We start from the raw sequence: 23,562 nt of genomic DNA on the forward strand, positions 1-23,562 counted from the left end.
GCACGGATCGGGAGCGCGCGGGCCGGTGGGCGGTTCGCCGGGAATAAACCGGTTGAGCAGGACTCGGCGGGCGCAGCAGGATGGGGGCACCGCCGCTTCCCCTATCCTGCCGAGGACTCCTTCATGCGTCTGCTCAGCGACCTGTGGGCCACAAGCCGAAGTCGCACCGCGCTCGTCGCGTTCCTGATCGTCGTCGGCGCGTCGGGATCGGCGGGCGCGCTGGCTCTGGCCGGGCCGGTGCTGGTCGACCGTTCGTACCCACTGTTCCTGCTGCTCGCGGCGGCACTGGTCGCCTCGGTGATCACCGATGTGACGGTGGGTCTGGTGATCGCCCGGCTGACCGCCGACTGGGCCGCCCGGGCCCGCCGTCGGCTCAACCGGGTCGCTTTCGGGCAGGACATCCCCACCCTGGAGAACACCCCGGTCGGCGAGATGCTGGACCGGATCGACTCCGACGTCTACCAGGTCGGGGCCGAGTTGCGCGGCAGCGGCATCCGGCTGGCGCAGTCGGTGGCGCTGGCCACCCTCTCGATCGGCGCCACGTTCTTCGTCTGGTGGCCCGCCGCGATCGCGATGATCGCGGTCAGTGTGCTGCTGTTCGTGGTGATGAACAAGCCCGTCCAGCGGATCGGCCCGATCCGCATCGCCGAGGAGGAGGCCTGGTCGGATCTGGCCGCGGTGATGGAGGAGGCCATTCACGGGCAGGACGACGTGCGTACCAGCCTGGCCGCGCCGTACGTCCGCCGTCTGTACGCGCTGCGTTCGGCCGAGGTGCTGCGCCGCGGCCGGCTGGTCTGGCGCAAGTCCGCCAAGGTGACCACGGCGGCGGGCTCGATCACCCGGTCGCTGATCGCCTTCCTGGTGATCGGCGGCGCCTGGGCGCTGTCCGCCGGTCACATCACCGGGGCCCGGCTGACCGCGGTGTGGCTGCTGGCGCTGGGTTTCGGCGGCACCCTGGAGCATCTGACCCGGATGGTGCCGGAGATGCAGAACGCGCTGGGCGCCTGGGGCCGGGTGCAGCTGCTGAGCCAGGTGCCGCAGGAGCCGACCGGGGGCGTGCCCCCGTCCGACGGTGACCTGGAGGTGCGTCATCTGACCTTCCGGTACGGCGAGGCCGACAGTGGCCGCCCGCCGGCGCTGCGGGACGTCAGCGTGACGTTCGCCCGTGGCCGTTCCTACGCGCTGATCGGCCGGACCGGCTCCGGCAAGTCCACTCTGGCCAAGGTGCTGACCCGGGCGGTGGACGTGCCGCGCGGCACGGTGTTCCTCGGCGGCGCCGACATCAACGACATCGGAGTGGAGGCGCTGCGCCGGTGGACGGCGATCGTCCCGCAGCGCACCGAGATCCTGGCCGGCACGCTCGCGGAGAACATCGCGCTGTTCGACGCCGCGCTGCTGCCGCGGGCCGGCGCGGCCCTCGACGAGCTGGGCCTGACCGCCTGGGTGGCGGGGCTGCCGGACGGTCTGGACACCAAGCTGGGCGAGGGTGGTTACAAGTTGTCGGCCGGCCAGGAGCAGCTGGTGGCATTCGCCCGGATCCTGGTCCGCGACCCGCAGGTGGTGATTCTGGACGAGGCCACCGCCCGGATGGACCCGGTCACCGAGTCGTGGGTGCAGCGGGCCACCGACCGGCTCCTCGAGGGCCGGATCGGGGTGATCGTGGCGCATCGGCTGTCGTCGGTGCAGCGCTGCGACGAGGTGGTGGTGCTCGCCGACGGCGCGGTGCTGGAGTCCGGGCCGCTGCGCGAGTCGCGGCGCTTCGCCGAGCTGATGGCCAGCAGCAACCTGACCGTGCCGGCGGCCGGCTCGTCCGGCGGGGTGTTGCTCGCCGAACGGGACTGGGATTCCGGCCTGCGTGAGGAGCTGGGCCCGGACGCGCTGTCGAACCCGCTGCCCACGGTGGATCCGCCGGAGTTGCCGGAGCCGCCACCGGCCCGCACCATGCGGGAGATCGTCCGCCTGGCGACGAACGACGCCCGGTACGGGCTGGGCGCCTGTGTCTTCTTCGTGTTCCTGGTGCTGCTCGGCTTCGACGGCGCGATCCTGCCGCTGCTCTGGGCGAACGTGGTCGACGGCGTCGGCGACCCGATGTACCCGGCGCTCGGTATCGCGGTCGCGCTGCTGGTGCTGATCCCGTCGCTGTACTACACCGGCGCCTGGTTCCCGGAGTGGTGGGTCCGGCAGATGCTGCGGATCAGCCTGCGGCTGTTGCACGGGCAGATCGGCCCGCGCCGGGTCAGCAAGCACACCCCGGCCGAGGTGGTCGCGCAGGGCGGCGACACCGAGCGGGTGGTGATGCTCGCCGACAACCTGATCGACAACACGGTGGCGCTGTTCGCCCTGGTGTCGATGACGGTGTTCGCCCAGTCGCTGGTGCCGGGCCTGTTCTTCCTCGGCACGATGCTGCTGTCCGGCCTGGCGGCGACCCTGTTCGGGCCGCGGCTGGAGCAGGCGGCCCGGCGGACGGTGGCGGCCCGGGCGGCGTTCGCCACGTCGCTGGTGTCGTCGCTGTCGGCGGCACGCACGGTGAAGCTGGCCGGCGCGACGGAGCCGGTGCTGGAGCACCTGGCCGGGCTCGACACCGCCCGCAGCGAGTTGCAGCGCCGGGAGATCGCGATCCAGGTGTGGGCCCGGTCCACGCCGTCGATCGTGAGCGGCCTGCTGCCGATCGCGGCCTGGTGGATGTACCTGGGCGGGCACCTGACCGCGGCGGCGACGCTGATCGCGGTGTCGGTGCTGGGCGCGGCCCGATGGTTCGCGTGGACGACGGCGTCGCTGGTCTCGCACTTCCCGTCGGCGAAGGTGTGGACCCGCCGGACCGCCGCGATGACCGGCACCGCGGAGTACACCGCGGAGATCCCCGGGGTGGACATCTCGGCCGGCACGGCGCCGGCGCCGCCGACGGCGCCGCGCAACCCGCTGCGCACGCTGGACCTGTCCGGTTTCAGCGCCGTCCACGAGAACGGAGCTCTGGGGGTACGCGACATCGACCTCACGGTTCAGCGCGGTGAGCTGGTGCTGGTGCTGGGACCGGTCGGGGCCGGCAAGTCGTCGCTGCTGCGGGCCCTGGCCGGCATCGTGCACCACACCGGTGAGCTGCGCTGGAACGGCGAGCCGGTGACCGAGCCGGAGTTGTTCCTGCGGCCCAACCAGGTCGGCTACGTGGCTCAGCTGCCGCGGGTGCTGTCCGGGACGGTCGCCGACAACATCCAGCTCGGGCACGAGGTCGACGCGGCCGACGCGGTGTCGGTGGCGCAGCTGGAGCACGACCTGGCCGCGGCCGGTGGCGGGTTGCAGCTGCTGATCGGGCACAAGGGCACCCGGCTGTCCGGTGGTCAGTTGCAGCGGCTGGCGCTGGCCCGGGCGCTCGCCCCGCGGACCGAGCTGCTGATCGCCGACGACGTCTCGTCCGCGCTGGACGTGACGACCGAGCTGGCGCTGTGGCAGGCGCTGCGCGCACACGGGGTGACGGTGGTCGGCTCGACGTCGAAACGGGCCGCGCTGGCGCAGGCCGACAAGGTGCTGGTCCTGATCGGCGGCCGGGCCGAGGACCAGGGCACCTGGGCGGAATTGGCGGACCGCTGGGGCCACCTGGCCGGCTGACCCCCGCGTGGTGACGTACGGTGCGATACACGCCGTACGTCACCACGCGGGTTGTAGGAGTTGTCGTCATCGCCGAGCACGCCTTCTTACTGCTCAAACCGGACTGCCTGCGGCGGGGACTGGCCACCGAGGTGGAGCGGGCCGTCGCCGCGGAGGGGCTGAGCATCGACCAACGGCGCGAGGTCGCCCTGTCCCCCGCCGACGTGCGGCGACTCTGGTCGGAGTACGACGACTCCGGCCACGGTCTCACCCTCGCCTTCCTGGACCGCTATCTGACGTCCGGGCCCTCCGAGGTGCTTCTGGTCAGCGGTCCCGACGCGTTCGAGGCGGCCCGCCGGGCCAAGCGGGAGATCCGGTCGGCGTACGCGGACGGCCCGTTCGCCAACGTCGTGCACGCGGCGGAACGGCGTGACGAACTGGCCCGGCAGCGCGCGCACCTGCTCGGCGGCGCCGCCGGGCCGTCACGGGTGCCGCGCCGGCCGCCCGGCCTCGACTTCCGGGAGCACTTCGACGTCGCGGCGCTCGCCGCGGAGTTGTGGCCGCTGACGCAGGGCGTCCCCGTGGACCCGGGGCCGGTGCGCCTGGACCACATCGACTCCGGGCGGGCCGTCCACCTCGGGCCGGACCGGGCGCACACCCTCGACTCGATGGTCACCGCGCTGTGGCACGCGCTGCCGGGGATCGAGCCGCGCCGGGCGGTGCTGCTGACCCTGCACGCCGGTTACTCCGGGAGCACCCCGATCGCGGTGGGCGGCCCCTCGGCCCTGAGCCACTGTCTGTGGCGGCTGCGCGAACACGGCGTCCGGACCTGCGAGTTGCGCCATGCGCCCGGGGTCAGTCCCGGTTGAGCCGTCCGGCGAGCCACTCCACGGCCAGCGGGTAGCGGTAGTCGATGCCGCCGTGCTTGGCCGGGAACAGCTCGAACGCGATCCTCTCGTCCGGGACGCCGACCCGGCGCAGCCCGTCCCGGAACGCCTCGGCGCCCAGGTCCAGGAACCATTCGTCGCGGGTGCCGGCGTCGATCCACACCGCGCGCAGGTTCCGCAGCGCGTCGGCGTACCGATCGATCATGCGAATCGGATCCCAGGCCAGCCACCGCTCCCACAGCTCGGGCCGGATCTGCCCGGTCCTCGGGTCGAACGGCAGCCGCGGCGTGCCGTCCGGGTCGGCGGAGAACGCCGCGGTGCACCCGAGGATCAGCGTGAGCAGCATGTCCTCCTCCTTGGTGAACGCGACCCGGGACTGGAAGTCCTTCCACCACGCCTGGATGTCGTGGTCGTAGTCGCGCAGCGCACGCGCCGACTTGGCGAACTCGTTGAGGTAGCAGTATTCGTAGAGGGCGTCGCCGGCGTGGGTGGCGAGCGCGCCGAACAGGTCGGGCCGCAGCATCGGGGTGATCATCGCACCGAATCCGCCGGACGACTTGCCGGAGATCGCCCGCGACTCCCGGTCCGGGATCGTCCGGTAGTTCGCGTCGACGTACGGCACCACCTCGTCACAGAGGTAGGTGTGATAGTTCCCGGTGCCGGGCGAGTCGACGAACTGCGAGCCGCCGTACGCGGTCCACGCGTCCACGTAGACGAGCACGCACCCCAGCGCCTCGTCGCGGGCGAACACCTGGTCGGCGGTCTCGATGAACGTCTGCCGGAACGGTGTCCGGTTGCTCCACATGGTGACCTGCCCGGAGTAACCCTGGATCACGTAGATCGCCGGGTGACGCCGGTCGCCCCGCTCGTAGCCGGGCGGGGTGTAGACCCACAGCGGCCGCACGTGCGGATCGCCGAGCGGGTTGCCGCGCAGCGCCTGCGACTCGATCGTGTCGTGGTGCAGGACGCCGGCGAGTTCTGTGTTCCATATCGACATACCGTGAAGTCAACTATCTTCCCGCCCGGTTCGCAGCCCGGATCCCCGCTAGGGTCGGCGGATGCCGGACAGCACGCCCACCTGGCGGGCCGTCGACGGGGACCTGGTCCACGGACGACAGCGCCCGATCTTCGTTCGCGACCGTTTCTACCAGCTCACCTCTCTCGCCTACTACGCCGACGGCCTGATCACCTGGGGCCACGGCGACGGAACCGACTTCGCCGGGCTCCGGGAGGCCCTCGCCGACGGAACCCTGGCGCTGGCCCCGCCGGCCGGCGCGCCGGTGCACGTCCCGGGCCTCGGCGGGGTCACGGTGACCGCCGAGAAGACCTGGTGGACGGTGGAGGCGCTGCTCGGTGACATCGCCGACGAAGTCGACCGGCTCAACGACCGGCCCGACTCGTCACACCGCGCGTACCAGGCGTTCCTCGATTACGCGGCGGCTCCGGGCGAGGCCACGCTGGAAATCGCCCGGGCCGCCTACCATGCGGTTCCGGAGCACCGGCGGATCTACATGCTCGGCGACATGGATCAGAACGACGTCCCGGTCCGGATCCTGCTCGCCGAGATCGGTGCGGAGATCCCGGCCCGGAGTCCCGGCACCACGTTGACCGTGACCGCCCGGTCGAAGGACGGAGCGCTGGAGTACTTCCGCGGGCAGCAGCCCGCACTGGACCGCTGGCAGGCGCGCCGGACAGCGGACGGGCCGGAGATCACCGCGCCGCTGACCATCGGCCGGCGGGTCTTCCCGATGGGCTGGCCGGAGGACCCGGGCGTCGAGGTGCTGCAGACCGACTATCCCGCCGTGGTCGTGCACCAGGGCCGGGAGTACCGCAGTGTGGCGCACGCCTACTGGGCGCTGTCCACCAGTGATCCGGGTCGGCACGACCGGATCGCCGCCGCCGATCGTGGATTCGAGGCGGCGGCGCTGGCGGCGGAGGCGCCCCGGCGGGACGACTGGGCGGCGGGACGGCTGGCGGTGATGGGCGCGCTGCTGCGGGACAAGTACCGGCGGCATCCGGCGCTCGCCGCGACACTTCTGGCCACCGGGGACGCGCGCATTCTCAGCAGCGGCGAGATGGAGTCCCGCTACTGGTCGACGGCGGGCCGGGAGGGGACCAACTGGGTGGGCCGGCTGCTCGAGGTGATCCGCTCGGAACTGGCCGCCTCCTCCGCCGGACTGCTGTGAGCCGCCACGGCACCGGGAGAGCAGGGACGGCCCCGGTGCGGTCGTGGACGTCTCCGTGCGTACCGCAAAAGGGTCTCAAGGGTGGTGATCCAGCCGGTCTCACAGGTGGTGATCCAGCCAGCGGAAGGCGTCGTCCTGCATCTCGGCGGTGAAGACGTGGCCGAGGCCGGGCCAGGTCTTGGTGCGCAGGCGGTTCGCGGCGCGGTGGGCGGACCAGACCCGGCCCATCTTGGCGTGGGCGACGGCGACGCCCTCGGCGGTGAAGAGCGGATCGTCGGCGCCGTCGACCAGCAGCATCGGGCGCGGGGCGGCGAGGGCGGCGACGTCGGGGATGTCGAGGTGGCGGTACAGGCCGGGATGCAGCATGTAGAAGGCCGACTGGCCACGGAGCGTGTTGTTGCCGGGGATCATCATCTCCTTCAGGCCGGTCATCCAGCAGGCGCCGACCGTCGCGGCGATGTGACCGGAAAGCGCCGCCACCTGCCACGCACGGTAACCACCCATGGAGAATCCGACGGCGGCGATCCGGCGCGGATCGACCTCGGGAAGGGTCGCGAGCAGGGCGGCGGCCCGGGCGTCCTCGCGGGCCATCAGACCGGCCGGTGACGAGCCGAGGTTGAAGAGATTACTCGCCAGAGCCTGCTGGCCCTCGTAGGTGAGGCCGCCGCGGTCGCCCCAGCCCAGCGCGTCGACGGCGAGGACGGCGTAGCCGCGGGCGGCGAGGTGGTCGCCGAGGAAACGGCCGCTGAAGTACTTCGCGGACCAGGCGCGGGCCGAGGCGAGGCGGGTGTCGTCGTACCAGGGTTCGATCAGCTTCTCCTTGCCGATGTCGAACCGGGCGCCGTGATCGTGCAGCAGCAGCGCGGCCGGGAACGGGCCACGGCCGTCGGGAACCAGCATGGTGGCGCGGACCCGGCTGTTCCGGCTGACGTCGAAGACCAGCTGACGGCGGCGGTAACCGGGGCCGGGCTGCTCGTCGACGATCTCGGCCCGGAACGGCGTCCGGTCGGCGGGCTCGATCAGATGGCTCTCGAACCGCTCGCGGGCCCGGCGCCGCCACGACCGGACATCCTGGTTCCGCGACCAGGCGAGGGGGAAGGTCAGCTCGGCTTTGAGCCGCTCGTAGAAGACCGGGAGATTGCCGTCGATCACGGCCGGGCTCTCGAAACCGGCGGCCGCACGGGCGTCGGCCAGGTGCGGGGCGGCGAGAGCCACAGCGGGGAGGGAGATCACGGAACGACGCTTCATCGGATTCCTCACTATCGATGGGAATCTCGACGCTAGAAAGCCCTTTCCCGCATGTCAATGGACGTGACCCCGAGCAAGTCCGGGGCCACGTCCGTCTCCGGGTCAGCGGCCCTGGAGGGCCTTGACGTTGTCGGCGAAGGTCCAGTTCCGGGAGCCGTCCCAGTTGATCGACCAGGTCATCAGGCCCTTGATGCCGGGGACGCTCTGGTAGGCCTGGGCGACCAGGGCGGGCGTCAGGTAGCCGCCGCCGGCGCCGGGCTGGGCGGGCAGGCCGGGGACCTGCTTGTCGTACGGGATCCGGATGGTCGTGCCCTGGATGGTGAGCCCGTCGGCGAGGCATCTGGTCTGCGCAGTGAAGCCCTGGATCGTGCCGGCGGCGTAGGAGTCGCCGGAGCAGCCGTACATCGAACCGTTGTAGTACTGCATGTTGAGCCACCAGAGACGGCCGTCGTCCAGGTACTTCTTGATGATCGGCAGGTAGGAGCCCCAGATCGAGCCGTAGGTGACACTGCCACCGGTCACGTAGGCCGTCTCGGGCGCCATGGTGAGCCCGAAACCGGCCGGCATCGCGGCCAGCACACCGTCGATGATCCGGATCAGGTTGGCCTGCGAGGTGGACAGGGTGCCGATGCTGCCGCTGCCCGACAGGCCGGTCTCGATGTCGATGTCGATGCCGTCGAAGTCGTACCGCTTGAGGATCGGCACGATCGTCGCCACGAATCGGTCGGCGACGGCGCTGGAGCTCAGGTCGATCCCGGCGGCGGCGCCACCGATCGACATCAGGACGGTGGCGCCCTGGGCCTTGGCGGCGCAGATCTCGGCGGCGGTGGGCACCTTGACGCCGGAGTCCATGCCGTCCTCCCAGAGGACGGTGCCGTCGGCGCGGATCACCGGGAAGGCGGCCATCAACACGTTGTAGCCGTGCTGGGTGATCCGGCTGTCGCTGATCGGGATCCAGCCGAGGCCGGGGTGCACGCCGTTGGCGGCGCCGTCCCAGTTCTCCCAGTACCCCTGGAGGACCTTGCCGGCGGGACGGCCCTTGACGCCACATCCGCCGGGCACACTTGTCGACGGACTGGGGCCGACACTGGCGCTCGGGCTGGCGCTCACGCTCGGGCCCGTCGTGGGTGTCGTGCCGCCTTCACACGCGCCGAGGTCTTTCCAGAGGGTGGGCGTGACCGCCGGGTTCCAGCCGGTGCCCGGCCAGGCGGTGTGCGCGACCAGGGCCTGGTACAGCGCCGACCGGTAGGTGACCTGCCGGCCCGCGGTATAGGCGACGCCCTCGGCCCAGACGGTCGAGGAACAGGCCACCGCCGCGTTTCCGGTGGCGGTGAAGATGACGGCCGAGCCCAGCACCACCCCCACTCCGGCGACGAGGGCCGGCATCCTGCGGCGAACGCTCATGACGAACTCCTCGACTGCGTGTGCGGCGTGTGTCACACATCCTGGAGTTCACCCACATGAATATCAAGGGCTCTTAACAGTAAATTACGAAGGAGTCTTAACAGTCAGTGGAAGGCCCACGAAAGCGGCGAACGGCTCCAGGGCCGGCAACGCCTCGTCCAGGTCGAAGTGGGCCAGCGGCCGGACGGTGACGGTCACGGCCTTCTTGCCGAGGGTCCGTTTCCAGGTCGCCATCACCCGGCCGTCGCGGACCAGCGTCGACTGGAACACGCCGTTGCCACCCGGGATGATCTTGGCGATCTGCTCGGTGGTGGCCATCATCGAACGGTCCTTGTAACCCAGCATGTACTCGTCGAAGCCGGGCAGCGCCCGCCAGCCGGTCACCGGGCCGGCGTCGAGCACCGCCGGGTCGGCCCACATCTCCACCCCGTCCACCTCCACGGCCTGCAGGCCCGCCGCGGCGACGCCCTTCCGGCAGTCGCCCACGGTCAGGGCGGTCCAGCCGGCGAAGTCCTTGATCGTGGTGGGGCCGTGCGAGCGGAAATAGCGCCGGGCCAGGATCGCCAGGCCCTCCTCCCGGGACGGCGAATTGCGGGCCGGCGCCCACTCGTCCAGCAGCACGAACGTCTGCTCGGCGCCCTCGTTCGGCGCGATGGCCGTCACGCCTCGCTGACTCACGAACCACAACAGGTGGTAACCGCGCTGACCGTCGACCGAGATGCCGCCCTCGGTGAGCGCGGCCAGGCACGCCGATCGCGTCAGACGCCCGCCGCCCGCCGCGATCGCGGCGGCGAGGATCTCCATCGCCTGGTGGGCGGTCTTCTCGTCGAGGCCGAGGTATTCCCAGCGCTTGGCCACGCCGGTCAGCGAGCGCACCCCGGCCAGCTCCAGCATCCAGTGCGCGTCGGCGGACGGGACCAGGTGGACGGTGCCGCGCATCGGCCAGGTGCGGACCACGTCGCGCCGCTCGGTCGCCGCGACCACCTCGGGCAGGGTGCTCCCGGGCAGACGGGCGCCGAGCGACCACAACACACTGTTGAGATCCTGCGCCTGCATGGCGCCGAACCACTCGGCGATGCCCAGCACGTCAGGCTGGGAACGATCGCCGAGCAACAGGCTGGTCATCCGGAGGCTCAGGGCCGTGTCGACGTCCACGACCGAGAACCTACCGAACGGGTACGACAGAAATCAGCGGCCGCGCTGAGCCCGGTACCGCTTGATCAGCATGTTCGTCGAGGAGTCGGCGTCGTCGGCCGGGGTCTCCCGCGAGGTCAGTTTCGGCGCGAGCTGGTTGGCCATCACCTTGCCCAGCTCCACACCCCACTGGTCGAACGAGTTGATCTCCCAGATCACGCCCTGGGTGAACGTGATGTGCTCGTACAGCGCGACCAGCTGGCCGAACGTCTGCGGGGTCAGCGAGTGCGCCAGGATCGTGGTGGTCGGGTGGTTGCCCTGCATCACCCGGTGCGGCGCCACCTTCGCGTCGGTGCCCTCGGCCTGCACCTGCTCGAGGGTGCGGCCGAACGCCAGCGCACCCGTCTGGGCCAGGAAGTTCGACATGAACAGGTCGTGCATCTCGCCGATGTCGTGGTTGGGCACGCTGAAGCCGATGAAGTCCGCCGGGATCAGCTTGGTGCCCTGGTGGATCAGCTGGTAGAAGGCGTGCTGGCCGTTGGTGCCGGGCTCACCCCAGAACACCTCGCCGGTCTGGAAGGTGACCGGCTCACCGGACAGCCGCACCGACTTGCCGTTGCTCTCCATGGTGAGCTGCTGAAGGTACGCGGCGAACCGGTGCAGGTACTGCGCGTACGGCAGGACGGCGTGCGACTGGGCGCCGAGGAACGTGTCGTACCACACGTTGATCAGGCCGAGCAGGGCCGGGATGTTGCGCTCCACCGGCGTGCTGCGGAAGTGCTCGTCGACGGCGTGGTAGCCGGCGAGCATCTCGGCGAACCGCTCCTTGCCGATCGCGATCATGACGGAGAGGCCGACCGCCGACGGCAGCGAGTAACGCCCGCCGACCCAGTCCCAGAAGCCGAACATGTTCGCCGTGTCGATGCCGAAGTCGGCGACCTTCGCGGCGTTCGTGCTGACCGCGACGAAGTGCTTGGCGACCGCCGCCGCGTCACCGCCGAGACCCTTCAGCAGCCAGGAGCGGGCCTCCTTGGCGTTGGTCAGCGTCTCCTGCGTGGTGAACGTCTTCGACACCACGATGAACAGGGTGGTGGCCGGGTCGAGATCGCGCGTCTTCTCGAACAGGTCGGTGGGGTCGATGTTGGAGACGAACCGGCACTCGATGTCGCGCTGGGTGAAGTCCTTCAGCGCCTCGTACGCCATCACCGGGCCCAGGTCGGAGCCGCCGATGCCGATGTTGACGACGGTCCTGATGCGCTCGCCGGTGTGGCCCTTCCACTCCCCGGAGCGGACCTTGTCGGCGAACGCGCCCATCCGGTCGAGGACCTCGTGCACGTCGGCGACCACGTTCTGCCCGTCGACGACCAGGTCGGCGTCGCGCGGCAGCCGCAGCGCGGTGTGCAGGACGGCGCGGTCCTCGGTGACGTTGATGTGCTCGCCGGCGAACATCGCGGTGATCTTCTCGCTCAGCTTCGCGCGCTGGGCGAGCGCGAACAGGGCGCTCAGCACCTCGTCGTCGACCAGGTTCTTGCTGTAGTCGACATACAGCCCCGCGACCTCGGCGGCGTAACGCTCACCACGCTGCGGGTCACTGCCGAACAGGTCACGCAGATGCACGGCGGAGAACTTCTCCGCGAGGCCCTGGAGGGTCTGCCATTCGGCGCTCTCGGAAACGTGCTCGCTCATCTCTCCCACTTCCGAACCTGGACGACGCGTAAATCCTGGCACGATCCGCCGCCCGGCACCCGCGAACCGGCCGGGTCGTAGCCCTCTGCCCGCGAGGTTAGTCCCCCGAAAGCCCCGGTGTACCAGGCGTACCCAAGTGTCCTTCTTCTCACTCCCCTGGTGGCGGCCCTCCGAGCGGAAAATGTCGTACCGGGTCTCTAGGTTCTGCGCATGGTTTCCGCGGCGTACTCGTACCTCGGCTCGTCGGCCCTCGACGACGACCTCACCCTGCAGACCTCCGGCGGCCCGGCGGCGCACCCCCGCTTCTTCACCGGCTTCCTGACCGATCCCGGCGCCGCCGCCACCGGCCTGCTGGCCGTCGCCGAGGTGGCCCGCACCCGATACTTCCGGCCCCTGCCCCCGGCCAGCCTCGACCCGGTCGTCACGGCCGGCTTCGACCGGCTGCGGTTCGAGTCGTTCTCCGGCTGCTGCGGGGTCTACGCCCGGATGGACGTGCTGCCCGGCGGCCTGGACGGGGAGATCCTCGCCCACGGCACCACCAACGTCGACGTGAACCTGCCGTTGCAGCGCGCCCTGACCCGGGTCGGCCGCACCGATCCGCTGCACGTCGCGGTCGGCCCCGACGAGCTCACCGTCACCACGTTCGACGGCGAGCTGGTCGAGCGCAAGGTGCCGTTGCCGTCGCGCTGGCTGCGCGGCTTCGCCGAGGCGCAGGTGCTCACCGCCCGCTTCGACGCGCGCGCCGAGATCGGTGTCGCCGAGGCCCGGATCCTGCTCAACCGGCTGCCCGCCGCCGACAGGTCGATCCTCTGGGCGGTGCCCGCCGGGCGGACGCTCCGCTTCACCTCCCGGCCCGGCCCGGGTGCGGTCTGCCTGCCGGGTGCGGGCCGGCTGGCGGCCCTCAAACCCTTTCTGCGGTACGCGTCCGCGCTGCGCGTCTACGGCCCGGCAGTCGCCGCCGGCAGCGGTCCGGTGGCCAGCACCTGGGAACTGACGACGCCCACGCTGCGGCTGTCGGTGACGCTGTCCCCGGAGCCGTACCGGGGGTTCTCCGGCGAGGGCGCGGTCCTGGAGTCCCTGGCCAGCGACGAGGCCGCCGACGACGCCGACCTGATCAGCGCCCTGCTGTCCTGGGACCCGACGATCGACGTGGACGCGCTCGCCACCGCCTCCGGGCTGGCCGCCGGCCGGGTCCGGGACGCGCTGACCCAGCTCGGCACGTCCGGCCGGGTCGGTTACGACGTGGCCGAGGCCGGCTATTTCCACCGCACCCTGCCCTACTCCGCGGCCGTGGTGGAGAAGATGAATCCCCGCCTGGCCGGAGCACGTGCCCTCGCCACGGCCGGCGCGGTCACCGTGGGCGCCGCCGGGCCGGACGTCTCGGCGGTCCGCAGCGGCGACGCGATCTACCACGTCCGCGACGCCACCTCCTGCACCTGCCCGTGGTGGGCCAAGCACCGCGGCGAGCGGGGTCCATGCAAACACGCCCTCGCCGTGCGGATGGTCCTGTCCGGCGCCGACACGACCGCGGACGAGTTCGAGGTGACGGCATGAGCCTCGACTGGGCGGTGCTGCTCCGGCGGGCCGTCGACGCGGATCACTCCGGCGTCACCGCGCTGCTGCTGGGCGCGCCCGAGGACGAGCGGCTGGGTTTCTTCCCGCAGGTCGAGGCCGGCATCAAAGGGTTGGACGACTGGTGGAGCGGCCCGTCCCACCCGGCCGCCGGCCTCGCCCTGGCCGTCGTCGGCACCGCGCCCAGCGCGGCCCGGGCGGCGGCCCTGCTCACCCGCCGCGATCTGCGCGACCGTTGGGCGTGGATGCCGGTCGACCGGCTGCTGGCCGTCGCCGCCGCCCGCGAGGTGCACTGGCTCGGCGACCTGGGAGTGCGGCTGGCCGGGCGGCTGCCCACCCGCGACGTGTGGGACGGCCGGGACTGGGAGTTCGTCGCCGCGCTGCTGCGCGCCGGCGGGACGCCACCGCCGGCCACCGAGGGTGTGGTGCGGGGCTGGCTGGCCGGGCTGATCCGGCCCAACGGCCGCCGGATGCCGCCGCTGACCACGCGCCTGCGCGACGACGAGCACCTCGATCTGCTGCTGCCCGCGGTCTTCGAGATCGACGGGTCAGGCGCCCAGATCTCCAGCGCCTCGGTCGACGAGAACGCCGTCCGGTTCCCTGAGGCGGTCGCCGCGCTGGTCGCCGAGGGCCGGCTGGAACGCAAGACCGTCCTGGCCGCGACCGTCGACCGGCTGGTCCGCGGCGACAAGCCGAACGCGCTGCGGCCGTTCACCCTGCTGCACGAGGCCCTGGCGCCGGCCGTCGACGAGATCGCCGCCCACGCGGTCGACTACACCCGGCTGCTCGCCGAGGGCCCCGGCCCGCTCGCCACACTCGCCCAGCCCCTGCTGCGCACCCTCGGCGAGGCCGGCCGCCTCGACCTGGACGACCTGCTCGAGGTCAGCGCCACGGTCCTGCTGCGCCGGGAGAAGACCCTGGTCAAGGCCCAGCTGACCTGGCTGGAGAAAACCGCCCGCCGGGAGCCGGACCGGGCCGGGGAGATCTACGAGACGATCAGTCACGCGTTCGGTCATCCGGCCCTCGACATCCAGGACCGCGCGCTCACCATGATCGCCAAGCGGCTCCCCCGGCTCGCCCCGGAGACCGTGGCCCGGCTGGCCGGGGCCGCCGAGATCCTGGCCGGTGACCTGCCCGCCCGCGCCGCCACGATATTCGGGACCGTCGCGCCGATGACCGAGCCGGCCGGCCCGCCGGCACTGCCGTCGCCCGCCGGGCCGGCCCTGATGCCGCCACCGATCGGCACACCCGGCGAACTGGCCGAGGAGATCGCCGCCCTGCTGCACGAGCCGTCCGGCGTCCGTTGGGAACGGGTGCTGGCCGGGCTGGTCGCCCTGCACGCCACCACCGGCGAGGACGCGCTGTCCGCGGCGCTGACCCCGCTGCTGGAGCGATACCCGGGCCGGTTCCACGACGACCGGTGGAACCCGGGCTCGCCGTTCGTCCGCCTCGGGACCGCGATCCGGATGGCGACCGTGCGGCCCCGGCACGACAGCACACACCAGCGCCTCTATCGCGAGGTACGCATCGCCTGGCAGGAGGGCCGCCGCGGCGGGACCGGCTCCGCGCTGTCCAGCGGCCCCGAGGGGGTGCTCGCGCTGCGGGCCGCCGAGATCGCCGTGCACATCAACGGGTCGATGATGCCCGAACTGGTGGCCACCCCCACCCACGTGACCGGGAGCATCGATCCGGCCGTCCTCCTGGACCGCCTGACCCGGGCCGAGGCCGAGGGCCGGCAGCCGTGGTCCTTCGACCTGGAGCAGGCCCTGCTGCGGCTGCCACGCGGCGCGGTGGACCCGGCCGTGACCGCTGGGGCGGCGGCGCTCACCTCACCGGCCGGGCGGCAGTTCGCGCAGTGGCTCGCCTCAGGTGGGCTGCCCGACCCGGTCAGCGCGACGTTCGTGCATCTCGGCCGGAAGAGCACGGCCGGGGCGTACACCTGGGACAGGCCGGTGCCACGGCGCGTGACGGCGACCCTGCGGCCGTGCCGGGACGGGGGCCTGCGCCTGGAACGGCAACTGCTCACGCTCACCCCGCCGGAGCATCCGATCCACACACCCGGCGACGTCGAGGGAGTGGAGGAGGTGCTGGCCATGGTGCTACCGCATCACCGAGAGGTCGCGGCCGCCTGGGCGCTCGGTGGCCTGGCCGCCCTCGCCGACCAGGACCAGAAGGGCGCCGGGCGGTTGCTGCCGCTGCTGGCCGAGTGCGGCGGGCCGGTGGGGCCGGCGCTGGCGGCCGGGCTGGCCTACGCGTTCGGCGCCAAGCAGGAGAGCGACCGGGCCGCCGCCGTCGACGCCTTCCTGACCCTCGCCGCCGGCCCCACCGCACACGGGCCGGGCGCGGCCGGCGGTGAACCCCGGGTGGCCGGCACGGGGCCGGGCGCGGCCGGCGGTGAGCCCCGGGTGGCCGGCACGGGGCCGGGCGCGGCCGGCGGGGAACCCGGGGGGCCGGCCGTAGCCGGCGGTGCACCCTGGGTGGCCGGCACAGGGTCGTTCGCGGCGGCGGCCGGTGTGGCGCTGGGGGATCTGGCCGCCGACGGCACGGTGAAGCTCAGCCGGGTGATCCCCGCGCTGGACGACGTGCATCGGGCGGGGGCCTCCGCAGCCGTGTGGGAGCTGCTCGCCGCCGCCCTGCCACCGCTGCTGCCGACCGGTCAGCGGGCCGTGCCGGAGCTGCTGGAGCTCGCCACCCAGGTCGCCGCGGCCCTGGGCGTCCGCGCTCCGGTCGCCGGTCTGTCCGAGGTCGCCGCCCGCCCCGGGTCGTCGCGCCTGGTTCAGGAGTCCCGGCGCTTGCGGGCCGTGCTGACCGCCCCGGCCTGAGACGGCACGGCAACCGGGTGGGCTGACGCCCCGCCCGGCCATCCGAAGGCCGCAGCGCCGCCCTCGAGCACGAGGGCGGCGCTGCGGATCGCGCGGCGTGGGACGCGGAGCGGCAGGCCGCTACTTGCCGGTGCCCGGCTTGGTCGCGGTGCCGGGCTTCGCCGGAGTGCCGGGCTTCGCCGGGGTGAACAGGGCGCGTTCCATCAGCGGGGCGACGGCCTCGGTGTAGGCGACGGTCAGGTGGCTGTTGTCCCAGTAGACCAGGGTGTCGCCGATGACCGGCGGGCACACGTCGGTGCAGAGCCACGGCACCGGGTCGACGACCCGGATTCCGGCGGTACGGGCGGCGGCGGCCACCAGCGCCCGGCGGTGGGGTTCGGCGACGGCCTGCTGGCGCGGCCGGTTGCAGGCGCCGACCTCGCGGGCGTTGGTGACCAGGCAGGTAGGGACGACGCCGGACGGCCAGGCGGTGTCCTGCAGGAGGACCATCGGGATGCCGCTGAGCTTGCGGAACGACTGTTTCCAGCGTTCGGCCCAGATCGCGTCGTCCTGGGTGCCGGCAGTGGGGATCCGCTGGCCGGCCTCGTCGTAGACGCCGCCGTTGTCGAGGTCGTTGGACGACAGGACGACCATCTGCGGGCGTTCCTGGCGGATGCGGGCGAACACCTTGTCACGCCATTCGACGCATTCGTTGTAGGGCCGCTTCAGCGCCGTGTTGTAGACCAGGACCTGCGGGATCTGGCAGGAGAACTTCGTCAGCACGACGAGGCGCCAGCCCCGGTTGCGGGCGGCCTTGTCGACGGCGGGGAACCAGTGGTGGGCGTGCGAGTCGCCGATCAGGAACATGGTTCGCTTGCCGGCCGGGTCGCCGTAGACGCACGGCTCGAAGTCGACGTCGGCGTAGTTGAGCCGGCAACCGTCGGGCATCGGCGCGCGCGGCGGGTTGGGCTGGACGACCGTCGGATACAGGTTGGCCGGCATCCGGGCGGCGGTGGCCGACGCGGTGATCAGCTGGGTGAGCCGGGCTTGCGGGTCGGCGGCGGCCGAGATCTCGGCGGCGAGCCCGGGCGCGGCGGGCCCGTACGGGATGGGTGGGGTGTGCCGGCCGCCGAGCCCGGCGATCAGGGCGGTGGCCGAGGACAGCGCGAGCCCGACGGCGAGTCCGGTGCGGGCTTTGGCACGCAGCGGCTTGCTGTTGCGGAACGGGTTCTCCACCAGGTGGTACGTGATCAGCGCGAGCAGCAGCGAGCCGGCGGCGAGGGCCAGGTTGACCGTCAGGGCCGGTTCGACGCCGAGGGCGGCCGGGCCGATCATCAGAGCGGGCCAGTGCCACAGGTACCAGCCGTACGACAGCTTGCCGATCTGCCGCATCGGCCAGATGCCGAGGATCGTGACCGCGCCGCCGCGGGCCTCTCGCATGCCGGCGGCGATGACCGCGCCGGTGCCGAGGACCGGGAGCAGCGCCGCGTACCCGGGGAACGACGTCTCCTCGGTGTACAGGACGGCGGCGACCATGACGGCGGCGAGACCGGTCCAGGAGAGGACGACGGAGACCGCCTGCGGCTGGCGGGCCAGCACGGTGGCGCCGACCGCGAGGAGGGCGCCGACGCCGAGTTCCCAGGCGCGGGTGTGCGAGCCGAAGTAGGCCCAGGGGGCGGCGGTGCCGGTCTGCCACACGCTCAGCGCGAGCGACACGGCGACGAGTGTGGACAGTCCGGCGACGAGGAGGCGACGGCTACGGAAGGTGATGATCATCAGTAGCGGCCAGACCAGGTAGAACTGCTCCTCGACCGCCAGTGACCAGAGGTGCTGCAGCGGGGAGGGCTCGGCGGTCGCGGCGAGGTAGTCGACGCCCTGGCCGGCGAGTCGCCAGTTCATGCCGTAGAAGGTGCTGTACAGCGCGTCGACGGTGATGTCGTGGAACCGGGTGGCCGGCAGGAAGAACCAGGCGGCCGCCACGGTCGCCAGCACCATCACGGTCGCGACCGGCAGCAGGCGCAGCGCCCGCCGGGCGTAGAAGCGTCCCATCGCCACGCGGCCGGTGCGGCCCTGTTCGGCCAGGAGCAGACCGGTGATCAGGAAGCCGGAGATGACGAAGAACACATCGACCCCGACGTAGCCGCCTTCGAAGCGGCCGATCCCGGCGTGCGAGAGGACGACGAGCGTTACGGCTACCGCGCGTAACCCTTCGATGTCAGGGCGAAACCGGGAATGCCCCGCGACGGGGGGAGCCGCGCCGGAATCCGAGCGCGGCGAATTGATCAACATCTGGGACACGGCGGATTCCAGCAGGTCATGGCAAACGCAGGGTTAACGAACAGTGAACATGAGGCCATGTCCACGATGTCGGACCCGTCCGGGCCGACAATGTCGGCCGCCCGGGCACAGAGAAGCGCCGCCCGGCGGGGGACCGGACGGCGCTTCCCTTTTCAGGGGGAGTTAGGTCAGTTGATCTCGACGTCGAAGATCGGGTCGGCGGCCAGCTTCTGGAACGCGGCCAGGCTCGCCGGGGTGCTGTCGATGCTGATGTCGCGGTCGCCCTGGTCGTCCTTCTTCGTGTCGAAGTGGACGATCGCCTTGATGGCGGGACGCTTCTGCAGCTCGGCGAGGACGCTGTCGTAGACGAACGACTTGTCAGCGATCTTGCCGACGCGGTGGTAGGCACCCCACTCGGCGACCATGACGGGCTTGCCGGCGTGCTTGGTGGTCGCCCAGTCGTAGAAGCCGAGGCCACCCTTCTTGGGCTTGCGGTCGAGCAGGTCGGCGAAGGTGCCGTAGTGGTAGTAGCCCTTCTCGGCCGAGACGTAGGAGTCCAGGCCGATCCAGTCCACCACGTCGTCACCGGGGTAGAGGTCGGCCCACCAGGACTGCGACATCCACTTCTCGTTGCCCATGTACGCCATCACGTTGACGACGTTGGTGACACCCTGGTCACGCAGCCGCTCGATGGTGTGGCGGTACATCGCGGCGAAGTCCTTGGCCTCCCAGCCGGACCCCTTGCGGGCGATGACGTCGTTCTCCGGCTCGTGGTTGAGGACCAGGAAGAACTTCTTGCCGTACGCCTTGGCACGCGCGGCGAACGCGTCGATGCGCTTGTCCTGCTGGCCCTGGGCGACCTTGGCCCAGGTGGAGCCGTACGCGATCTTCCAGTTCTCCAGGAGCACGCGCGGGTTCGCCGGGTCGTTCGTCATGGCGATCTCGGCCTTGGTCGGGAAGACCTCGTTGCCCTTGTGGTACTGGTGGAAGATCGTGGCGGTCCGGCCGCTGGCCTTCTCCCAGCCCTTGAGGGCCAGGTCACGCGGCGTGGAGGTGAAACCGCCGGCCGCGCCGCCCCAGAGGACGTTGCAGGTCGGGACGAGCTTGGCGTCGGTGGTGCAGGTGGCCGGAGCGGCCTGCGCGGCGGTCGGGGCCAGGGCGGCTCCGGCACCGGCGAGTACGGCGGTCAGAGCTGTCAGGAACTTCGGCAGCTTGGCCAGTCGCAAGATGAACTCCCCCGTTTTGTCCGGCGCGTTGTCGCACCGGGCATGTGAAAGAGATTCCAGGGCGGGGGGTGCACGGCCGGTGCCCGTGCCGGTGCCACCCGGTTGCGGTGAAACGGCCCCGAATGCTTGCCCCGGCGAGCGGCTACGGGTAGCCAGGGAGGATGAACGTGATCATCGACGGCCACAACGACCTGCCGATGCGCCTGCGCGAGTGGCACGGCTCGGCGGTGGCGGGCCTGGACCGGGAGCGACCTCCGCTGCACACCGACCTGCCGCGGCTGCGCGCCGGCGGGGTGGGTGGCCAGTTCTGGTCGGTGTACGTGCCGTCGGACCTGTCCGAGCCGGCCGCGGTGACCAGCACCCTGGAGCAGATCGACCTGGTGCACCGGATGGTCGCCGCGTACCCGGACGACCTGGCGATCGCCTACACCTCGGCCGACGTCGAACGGGCGGTGGAGAGCGGCCGGATCGCCTCACTGCTCGGCGTGGAGGGCGGGCACTGCCTGGCCGGGTCGCTGGGGGTGCTGCGGTCGCTGGCCCGGCTCGGCATCCGCTACGTCACGCTCACCCACAACCACCACACCGGATGGGCGGACTCGGCGACGCAGGATCCGGTGCACGGCGGCCTGACGGCGGAGGGGCGGGCGATCGTACGGGAGATGCAGCGCCTGGGCGTCCTCGCCGACCTCTCCCACGTCTCCGCCGACACCATGCGCGACGTCCTGGACGAGGCGGCCGCCCCGGTCATCTTCAGCCACTCGGGCGCCCGCGCGGTCACCGACCATCCCCGCAACGTCCCCGACGACGTGCTGTCGCGGCTGCCCGGCAACGGCGGCGTGATCCAGTTGACCTTCGTGTCGTTCTTCGTCTCGGCCGCGCTTCGCGACTGGCAGCACGCGGCGGACGCCGAGTGGGAGCGGCTGGGCCTGCCCCGGCACCGCGAGGACTGGCCGCGCGTCCCGCACCCCGGCGAGGAGCCCGCGGACGTCCCGGTGTCCCCGCCGCACGATCCGGGCGCGGAGCCGGCCTTCCGGCAGTGGCTGGCCGCGCACCCGAAGCCGGCGGCGACCGTCGCCGACGTGATCGCGCACGTGGAGCACGCCCGCGAGGTGGCCGGCGTCGATCACATCGGCATCGGCGGCGACTTCGACGGTACCTTCGAGGTGCCGGACGGGCTGAACGACGTCTCCTGCTACCCGCGGCTGCTGGCCGGGTTGCGTGATCGCGGCTGGTCCGCACCCGACCTGGAGAAGCTCGCCTGCCGCAACATCCTGCGGGTGCTCCGGGACGCCGAGGAGCACGCCCGGGAACCGCTCTGGCCTCGCTGAGACGGGTGTGCCGCCCGCCACACGGGCGGCACGTTCATCTCCCGTTAACCCGGAGTACCCCCATGGTTTGCTGTTCTCTGGTCAAATCCGCCGTGCAGTCGATCGTGTCTCCCCCACCGCAGACGGCTACCGCCGGGGCGCCTCCCACGAGGGGCCACTCAGCCGGGTTCCGGCCCGACATCGAGGGTCTTCGCGCCATAGCCGTGACCCTGGTCGTGCTCTCCCACGCCGGCATCGGCCGGTTCGAGGGTGGTTATGTCGGCGTCGACGTCTTCTTCGTCATCTCCGGTTTCCTCATCACCACGCTGCTGCTGGCCGAGCAGGCCCGCGCCGGCCGGATCTCGCTGAGCCGGTTCTACGCCCGGCGCGCGCTGCGGCTGCTGCCGGTCGCGACCGTCACCGTGCTGGCCACCGTGGCCGCCGCCTGGTTCTTCATGCCGGCCACCCGGTTCCACGAGATCACCGTGGACGCGGTGTACAGCACGTTCTACGGCATGAACTGGCGCCTGGCCGCCCAGGGCGTCGACTACCTGGCCGCCGCGGCCGAGCCCTCCCCTCTGCAGCACCTCTGGTCGCTGGCCGTGGAGGAGCAGTTCTACGTGGTGTGGCCGCTGCTCATCATGATCACGTTCCGCAGTCGCCGCCTGCTGATCGGCACCCTGACCACGCTGGCCGTCGTTTCGCTCGGGATGAGCATCTGGCAGACCGGCGAGGCCGCCCCGTGGGCCTATTTCGGCTCGCACACCCGAGCCTGGGAACTCGGCGTCGGCGCGCTGCTCGCGGTCGGCGCGGCCCGCGTCGCCCGGATGCCCGCCGGGCTCGCGGTGACGCTGTCCTGGATCGGCCTGCTGGCGATCTTCGGTTCGGCCCTGACGTTCACCGAGGAGACCTCCTTCCCGGGGTACGCCGCCCTCCTGCCCGTCCTGGGCACGGCCGCCGTGATCGCCGCCGGGATGCGCCCGTCGCGTGGCGGCGCCCACCCGCTGCTCGGGATCTGGCCGATGCGGCAGATCGGCAAGCTGTCGTACGGCTGGTACCTGTGGCACTGGCCGATCCTGATGATCGGCCCGTACGCCCTGGACAAGGAGCCGACCCTCGGAGTCGACCTGGCCCTGGCCGCCGGGTCCCTGGTGCTCGCGCTGATCACGTACCACCTGGTGGAGAACCCGTTCCGCAACAGCAAGCCGCTGCGCGCGAAGGCCCGTACCGGCCTCGCCGTGGGTCTGGCCCTGTCGTCGTTGACCGCGCTCGCCGGGGGGTTCGGCAGCCGGCACACCCCGCCGGTCCCGACCGCCGAGGCCGCGCCCGGCCTGGCCGCCGGACTGGACGCCGCCACCGACCCGCAGGCCCGGATGACCGCGCTGATCACCGCCTCGATCGGCGCCACCCGGATGCCGGAGAACCTGACGCCGCCGGTCACCTCACCGGCGGAACTGCCGGCCCACAACGCCGACAAGTGCCACGTCGACCACCGGGACAACACGATCCGGCCGTGCGTCTACGGCGACCCGGCCGGCAAGAAGACCATGTTCCTGATCGGCGACTCGCACGCCGGCCACTGGTTCACCACCGTCGACGCCATCGCCCGTGCGAACAACTGGCGCCTGATCGCGCTGACCAAGTCGGCCTGCCAGATCGCCGACGTGCTGGTCTACCAGCCGGCGCTGAAGCGGTCCTACGACGAGTGCCCGAAGTGGCGGGACGCGGTGTTCGCCCGGGTCCAGCAGGAGAAGCCGAACCTGCTGGTGTTCGCCTCGCACGACGGTGACAACGGCGGCCTGCTGAAGGCGTCCGGCAAGCCGGTCGCGAAGCCGGTCGGCGCCCAGAACGACGGGCTCTGGGCGCAGGCGTGGGCGAACTCGTTCGCCCGGGTCAGGGGCATCCCGGCGGTGCTGATCCAGGACACCCCGTGGCCGAACGACATCGTGCCGAACTGCCTGACCGCACACCCCAAGAAGATCGACGTCTGCAACAGCCCGGTCGGCAAGGCCATCACCCTGCCGCAGCGGCGGGCGCTGATCGCCCGGGCCGCCAAGGCCGCCGGGATACGGGTGATCGACCCGACGCCGTGGTTCTGCACCGACATCTGCCCGGTGGTCATCGGGGACACCCTGGTCTACCGGGACAAGGGGCACATGACCGTGGCGTTCGCCCGGACCCTGACGCCGCTGCTCGGCCCGGCGCTGTTCCCGCCGGCGAAGAAGAAGAAGTAGAAATGCGGAACCCCCGGC

14 protein-coding genes are annotated in these 23,562 nt (G+C 71.8%); 7 read left to right on the forward strand and 7 right to left on the reverse strand.

Going from position 1 to position 23,562, the window contains the following annotated elements; all coding sequences use genetic code 11:
- The first annotated feature begins 123 nt into the window (after positions 1 to 123).
- Both Aut01nite_RS02090 and Aut01nite_RS02095 read left to right on the forward strand, forming a co-directional pair.
- The gene (locus tag Aut01nite_RS02090) at positions 124 to 3,603 is read left to right on the forward strand and encodes an ATP-binding cassette domain-containing protein (RefSeq protein ID WP_043532327.1); all 3,480 of its coding nucleotides are present in this window, start codon (positions 124 to 126) and stop codon (positions 3,601 to 3,603) included.
- Positions 3,604 to 3,623: 20 nt separating this feature from the next.
- Positions 3,624 to 4,451, forward strand: a complete 828-nt coding sequence (locus Aut01nite_RS02095) for a nucleoside-diphosphate kinase (RefSeq protein ID WP_043532325.1) — start codon at positions 3,624 to 3,626, stop codon at positions 4,449 to 4,451.
- Here Aut01nite_RS02095 and Aut01nite_RS02100 read toward each other — a convergent pair.
- Positions 4,438 to 5,466, reverse strand: a complete 1,029-nt coding sequence (locus Aut01nite_RS02100) for an alpha/beta hydrolase (RefSeq protein ID WP_043532323.1) — start codon at positions 5,464 to 5,466, stop codon at positions 4,438 to 4,440. The genes Aut01nite_RS02095 and Aut01nite_RS02100 overlap by 14 nt on opposite strands.
- A 61-nt stretch (positions 5,467 to 5,527) precedes the next feature.
- On the opposite strand from Aut01nite_RS02100, the gene Aut01nite_RS02105 reads away from it, so the two are divergent.
- A complete protein-coding gene (locus Aut01nite_RS02105) occupies positions 5,528 to 6,655 on the forward strand; it encodes an NADAR family protein (RefSeq protein ID WP_052164504.1) in 1,128 nt (375 codons plus the stop codon).
- A gap of 99 nt (positions 6,656 to 6,754) precedes the next feature.
- On the opposite strand, the gene Aut01nite_RS02110 is transcribed toward Aut01nite_RS02105, so the two are convergent.
- The 4 genes from Aut01nite_RS02110 to pgi form a co-directional block, all read right to left on the reverse strand.
- The gene (locus Aut01nite_RS02110) at positions 6,755 to 7,903 is read right to left on the reverse strand and encodes a dienelactone hydrolase family protein (protein ID WP_043532321.1); all 1,149 of its coding nucleotides are present in this window, start codon (positions 7,901 to 7,903) and stop codon (positions 6,755 to 6,757) included.
- Between the two features lie 102 nt (positions 7,904 to 8,005).
- On the reverse strand, positions 8,006 to 9,307 hold the full coding sequence (locus Aut01nite_RS02115) for a glycosyl hydrolase family 18 protein (protein WP_043532434.1): 1,302 nt from the start codon (positions 9,305 to 9,307) through the stop codon (positions 8,006 to 8,008).
- Between the two features lie 84 nt (positions 9,308 to 9,391).
- Entirely contained in the window at positions 9,392 to 10,462 is a 1,071-nt protein-coding gene (locus tag Aut01nite_RS02120; RefSeq protein WP_043532319.1) for a winged helix DNA-binding domain-containing protein, read from the reverse strand.
- A gap of 33 nt (positions 10,463 to 10,495) precedes the next feature.
- Positions 10,496 to 12,127, reverse strand: a complete 1,632-nt coding sequence (pgi, locus tag Aut01nite_RS02125; RefSeq protein WP_043532318.1) for a glucose-6-phosphate isomerase — start codon at positions 12,125 to 12,127, stop codon at positions 10,496 to 10,498.
- A 210-nt stretch (positions 12,128 to 12,337) separates the two neighbouring features.
- Between pgi and Aut01nite_RS02130 the strand changes: the two genes are divergently transcribed.
- Positions 12,338 to 13,681, forward strand: coding sequence for an SWIM zinc finger family protein (locus Aut01nite_RS02130; RefSeq protein ID WP_043532316.1), 1,344 nt, complete (start codon positions 12,338 to 12,340; stop codon positions 13,679 to 13,681).
- The gene (locus Aut01nite_RS02135) at positions 13,678 to 16,521 is read left to right on the forward strand and encodes a DUF7824 domain-containing protein (protein ID WP_043532314.1); all 2,844 of its coding nucleotides are present in this window, start codon (positions 13,678 to 13,680) and stop codon (positions 16,519 to 16,521) included. Before Aut01nite_RS02130 ends, Aut01nite_RS02135 begins: the two co-directional genes overlap by 4 nt.
- A 120-nt stretch (positions 16,522 to 16,641) precedes the next feature.
- Here Aut01nite_RS02135 and Aut01nite_RS02140 read toward each other — a convergent pair whose 3' ends face one another.
- The gene (locus tag Aut01nite_RS02140) at positions 16,642 to 18,789 is read right to left on the reverse strand and encodes an acyltransferase family protein (protein WP_083999965.1); all 2,148 of its coding nucleotides are present in this window, start codon (positions 18,787 to 18,789) and stop codon (positions 16,642 to 16,644) included.
- Positions 18,790 to 18,965: 176 nt separating this feature from the next.
- Positions 18,966 to 20,003 carry a glycoside hydrolase family 26 protein gene (locus tag Aut01nite_RS02145; protein WP_043532312.1) on the reverse strand — a complete coding sequence of 346 codons (1,038 nt, stop codon included), beginning with the start codon at positions 20,001 to 20,003 and terminating at the stop codon, positions 18,966 to 18,968.
- 161 nt (positions 20,004 to 20,164) lie between these two features.
- Between Aut01nite_RS02145 and Aut01nite_RS02150 the strand changes: the two genes are divergently transcribed.
- Positions 20,165 to 21,331: a dipeptidase gene (locus Aut01nite_RS02150; protein WP_043532310.1), complete on the forward strand. Its 1,167-nt coding sequence runs from the start codon at positions 20,165 to 20,167 to the stop codon at positions 21,329 to 21,331.
- 62 nt (positions 21,332 to 21,393) lie between these two features.
- Positions 21,394 to 23,544, forward strand: coding sequence for an acyltransferase family protein (locus Aut01nite_RS02155; protein WP_083999963.1), 2,151 nt, complete (start codon positions 21,394 to 21,396; stop codon positions 23,542 to 23,544).
- The last annotated feature ends 18 nt before the right edge of the window (positions 23,545 to 23,562 follow it).

Source organism: Actinoplanes utahensis (assembly GCF_016862455.1).
GTDB classification, from domain to species: Bacteria; Actinomycetota; Actinomycetes; order Mycobacteriales; family Micromonosporaceae; genus Actinoplanes; species Actinoplanes utahensis.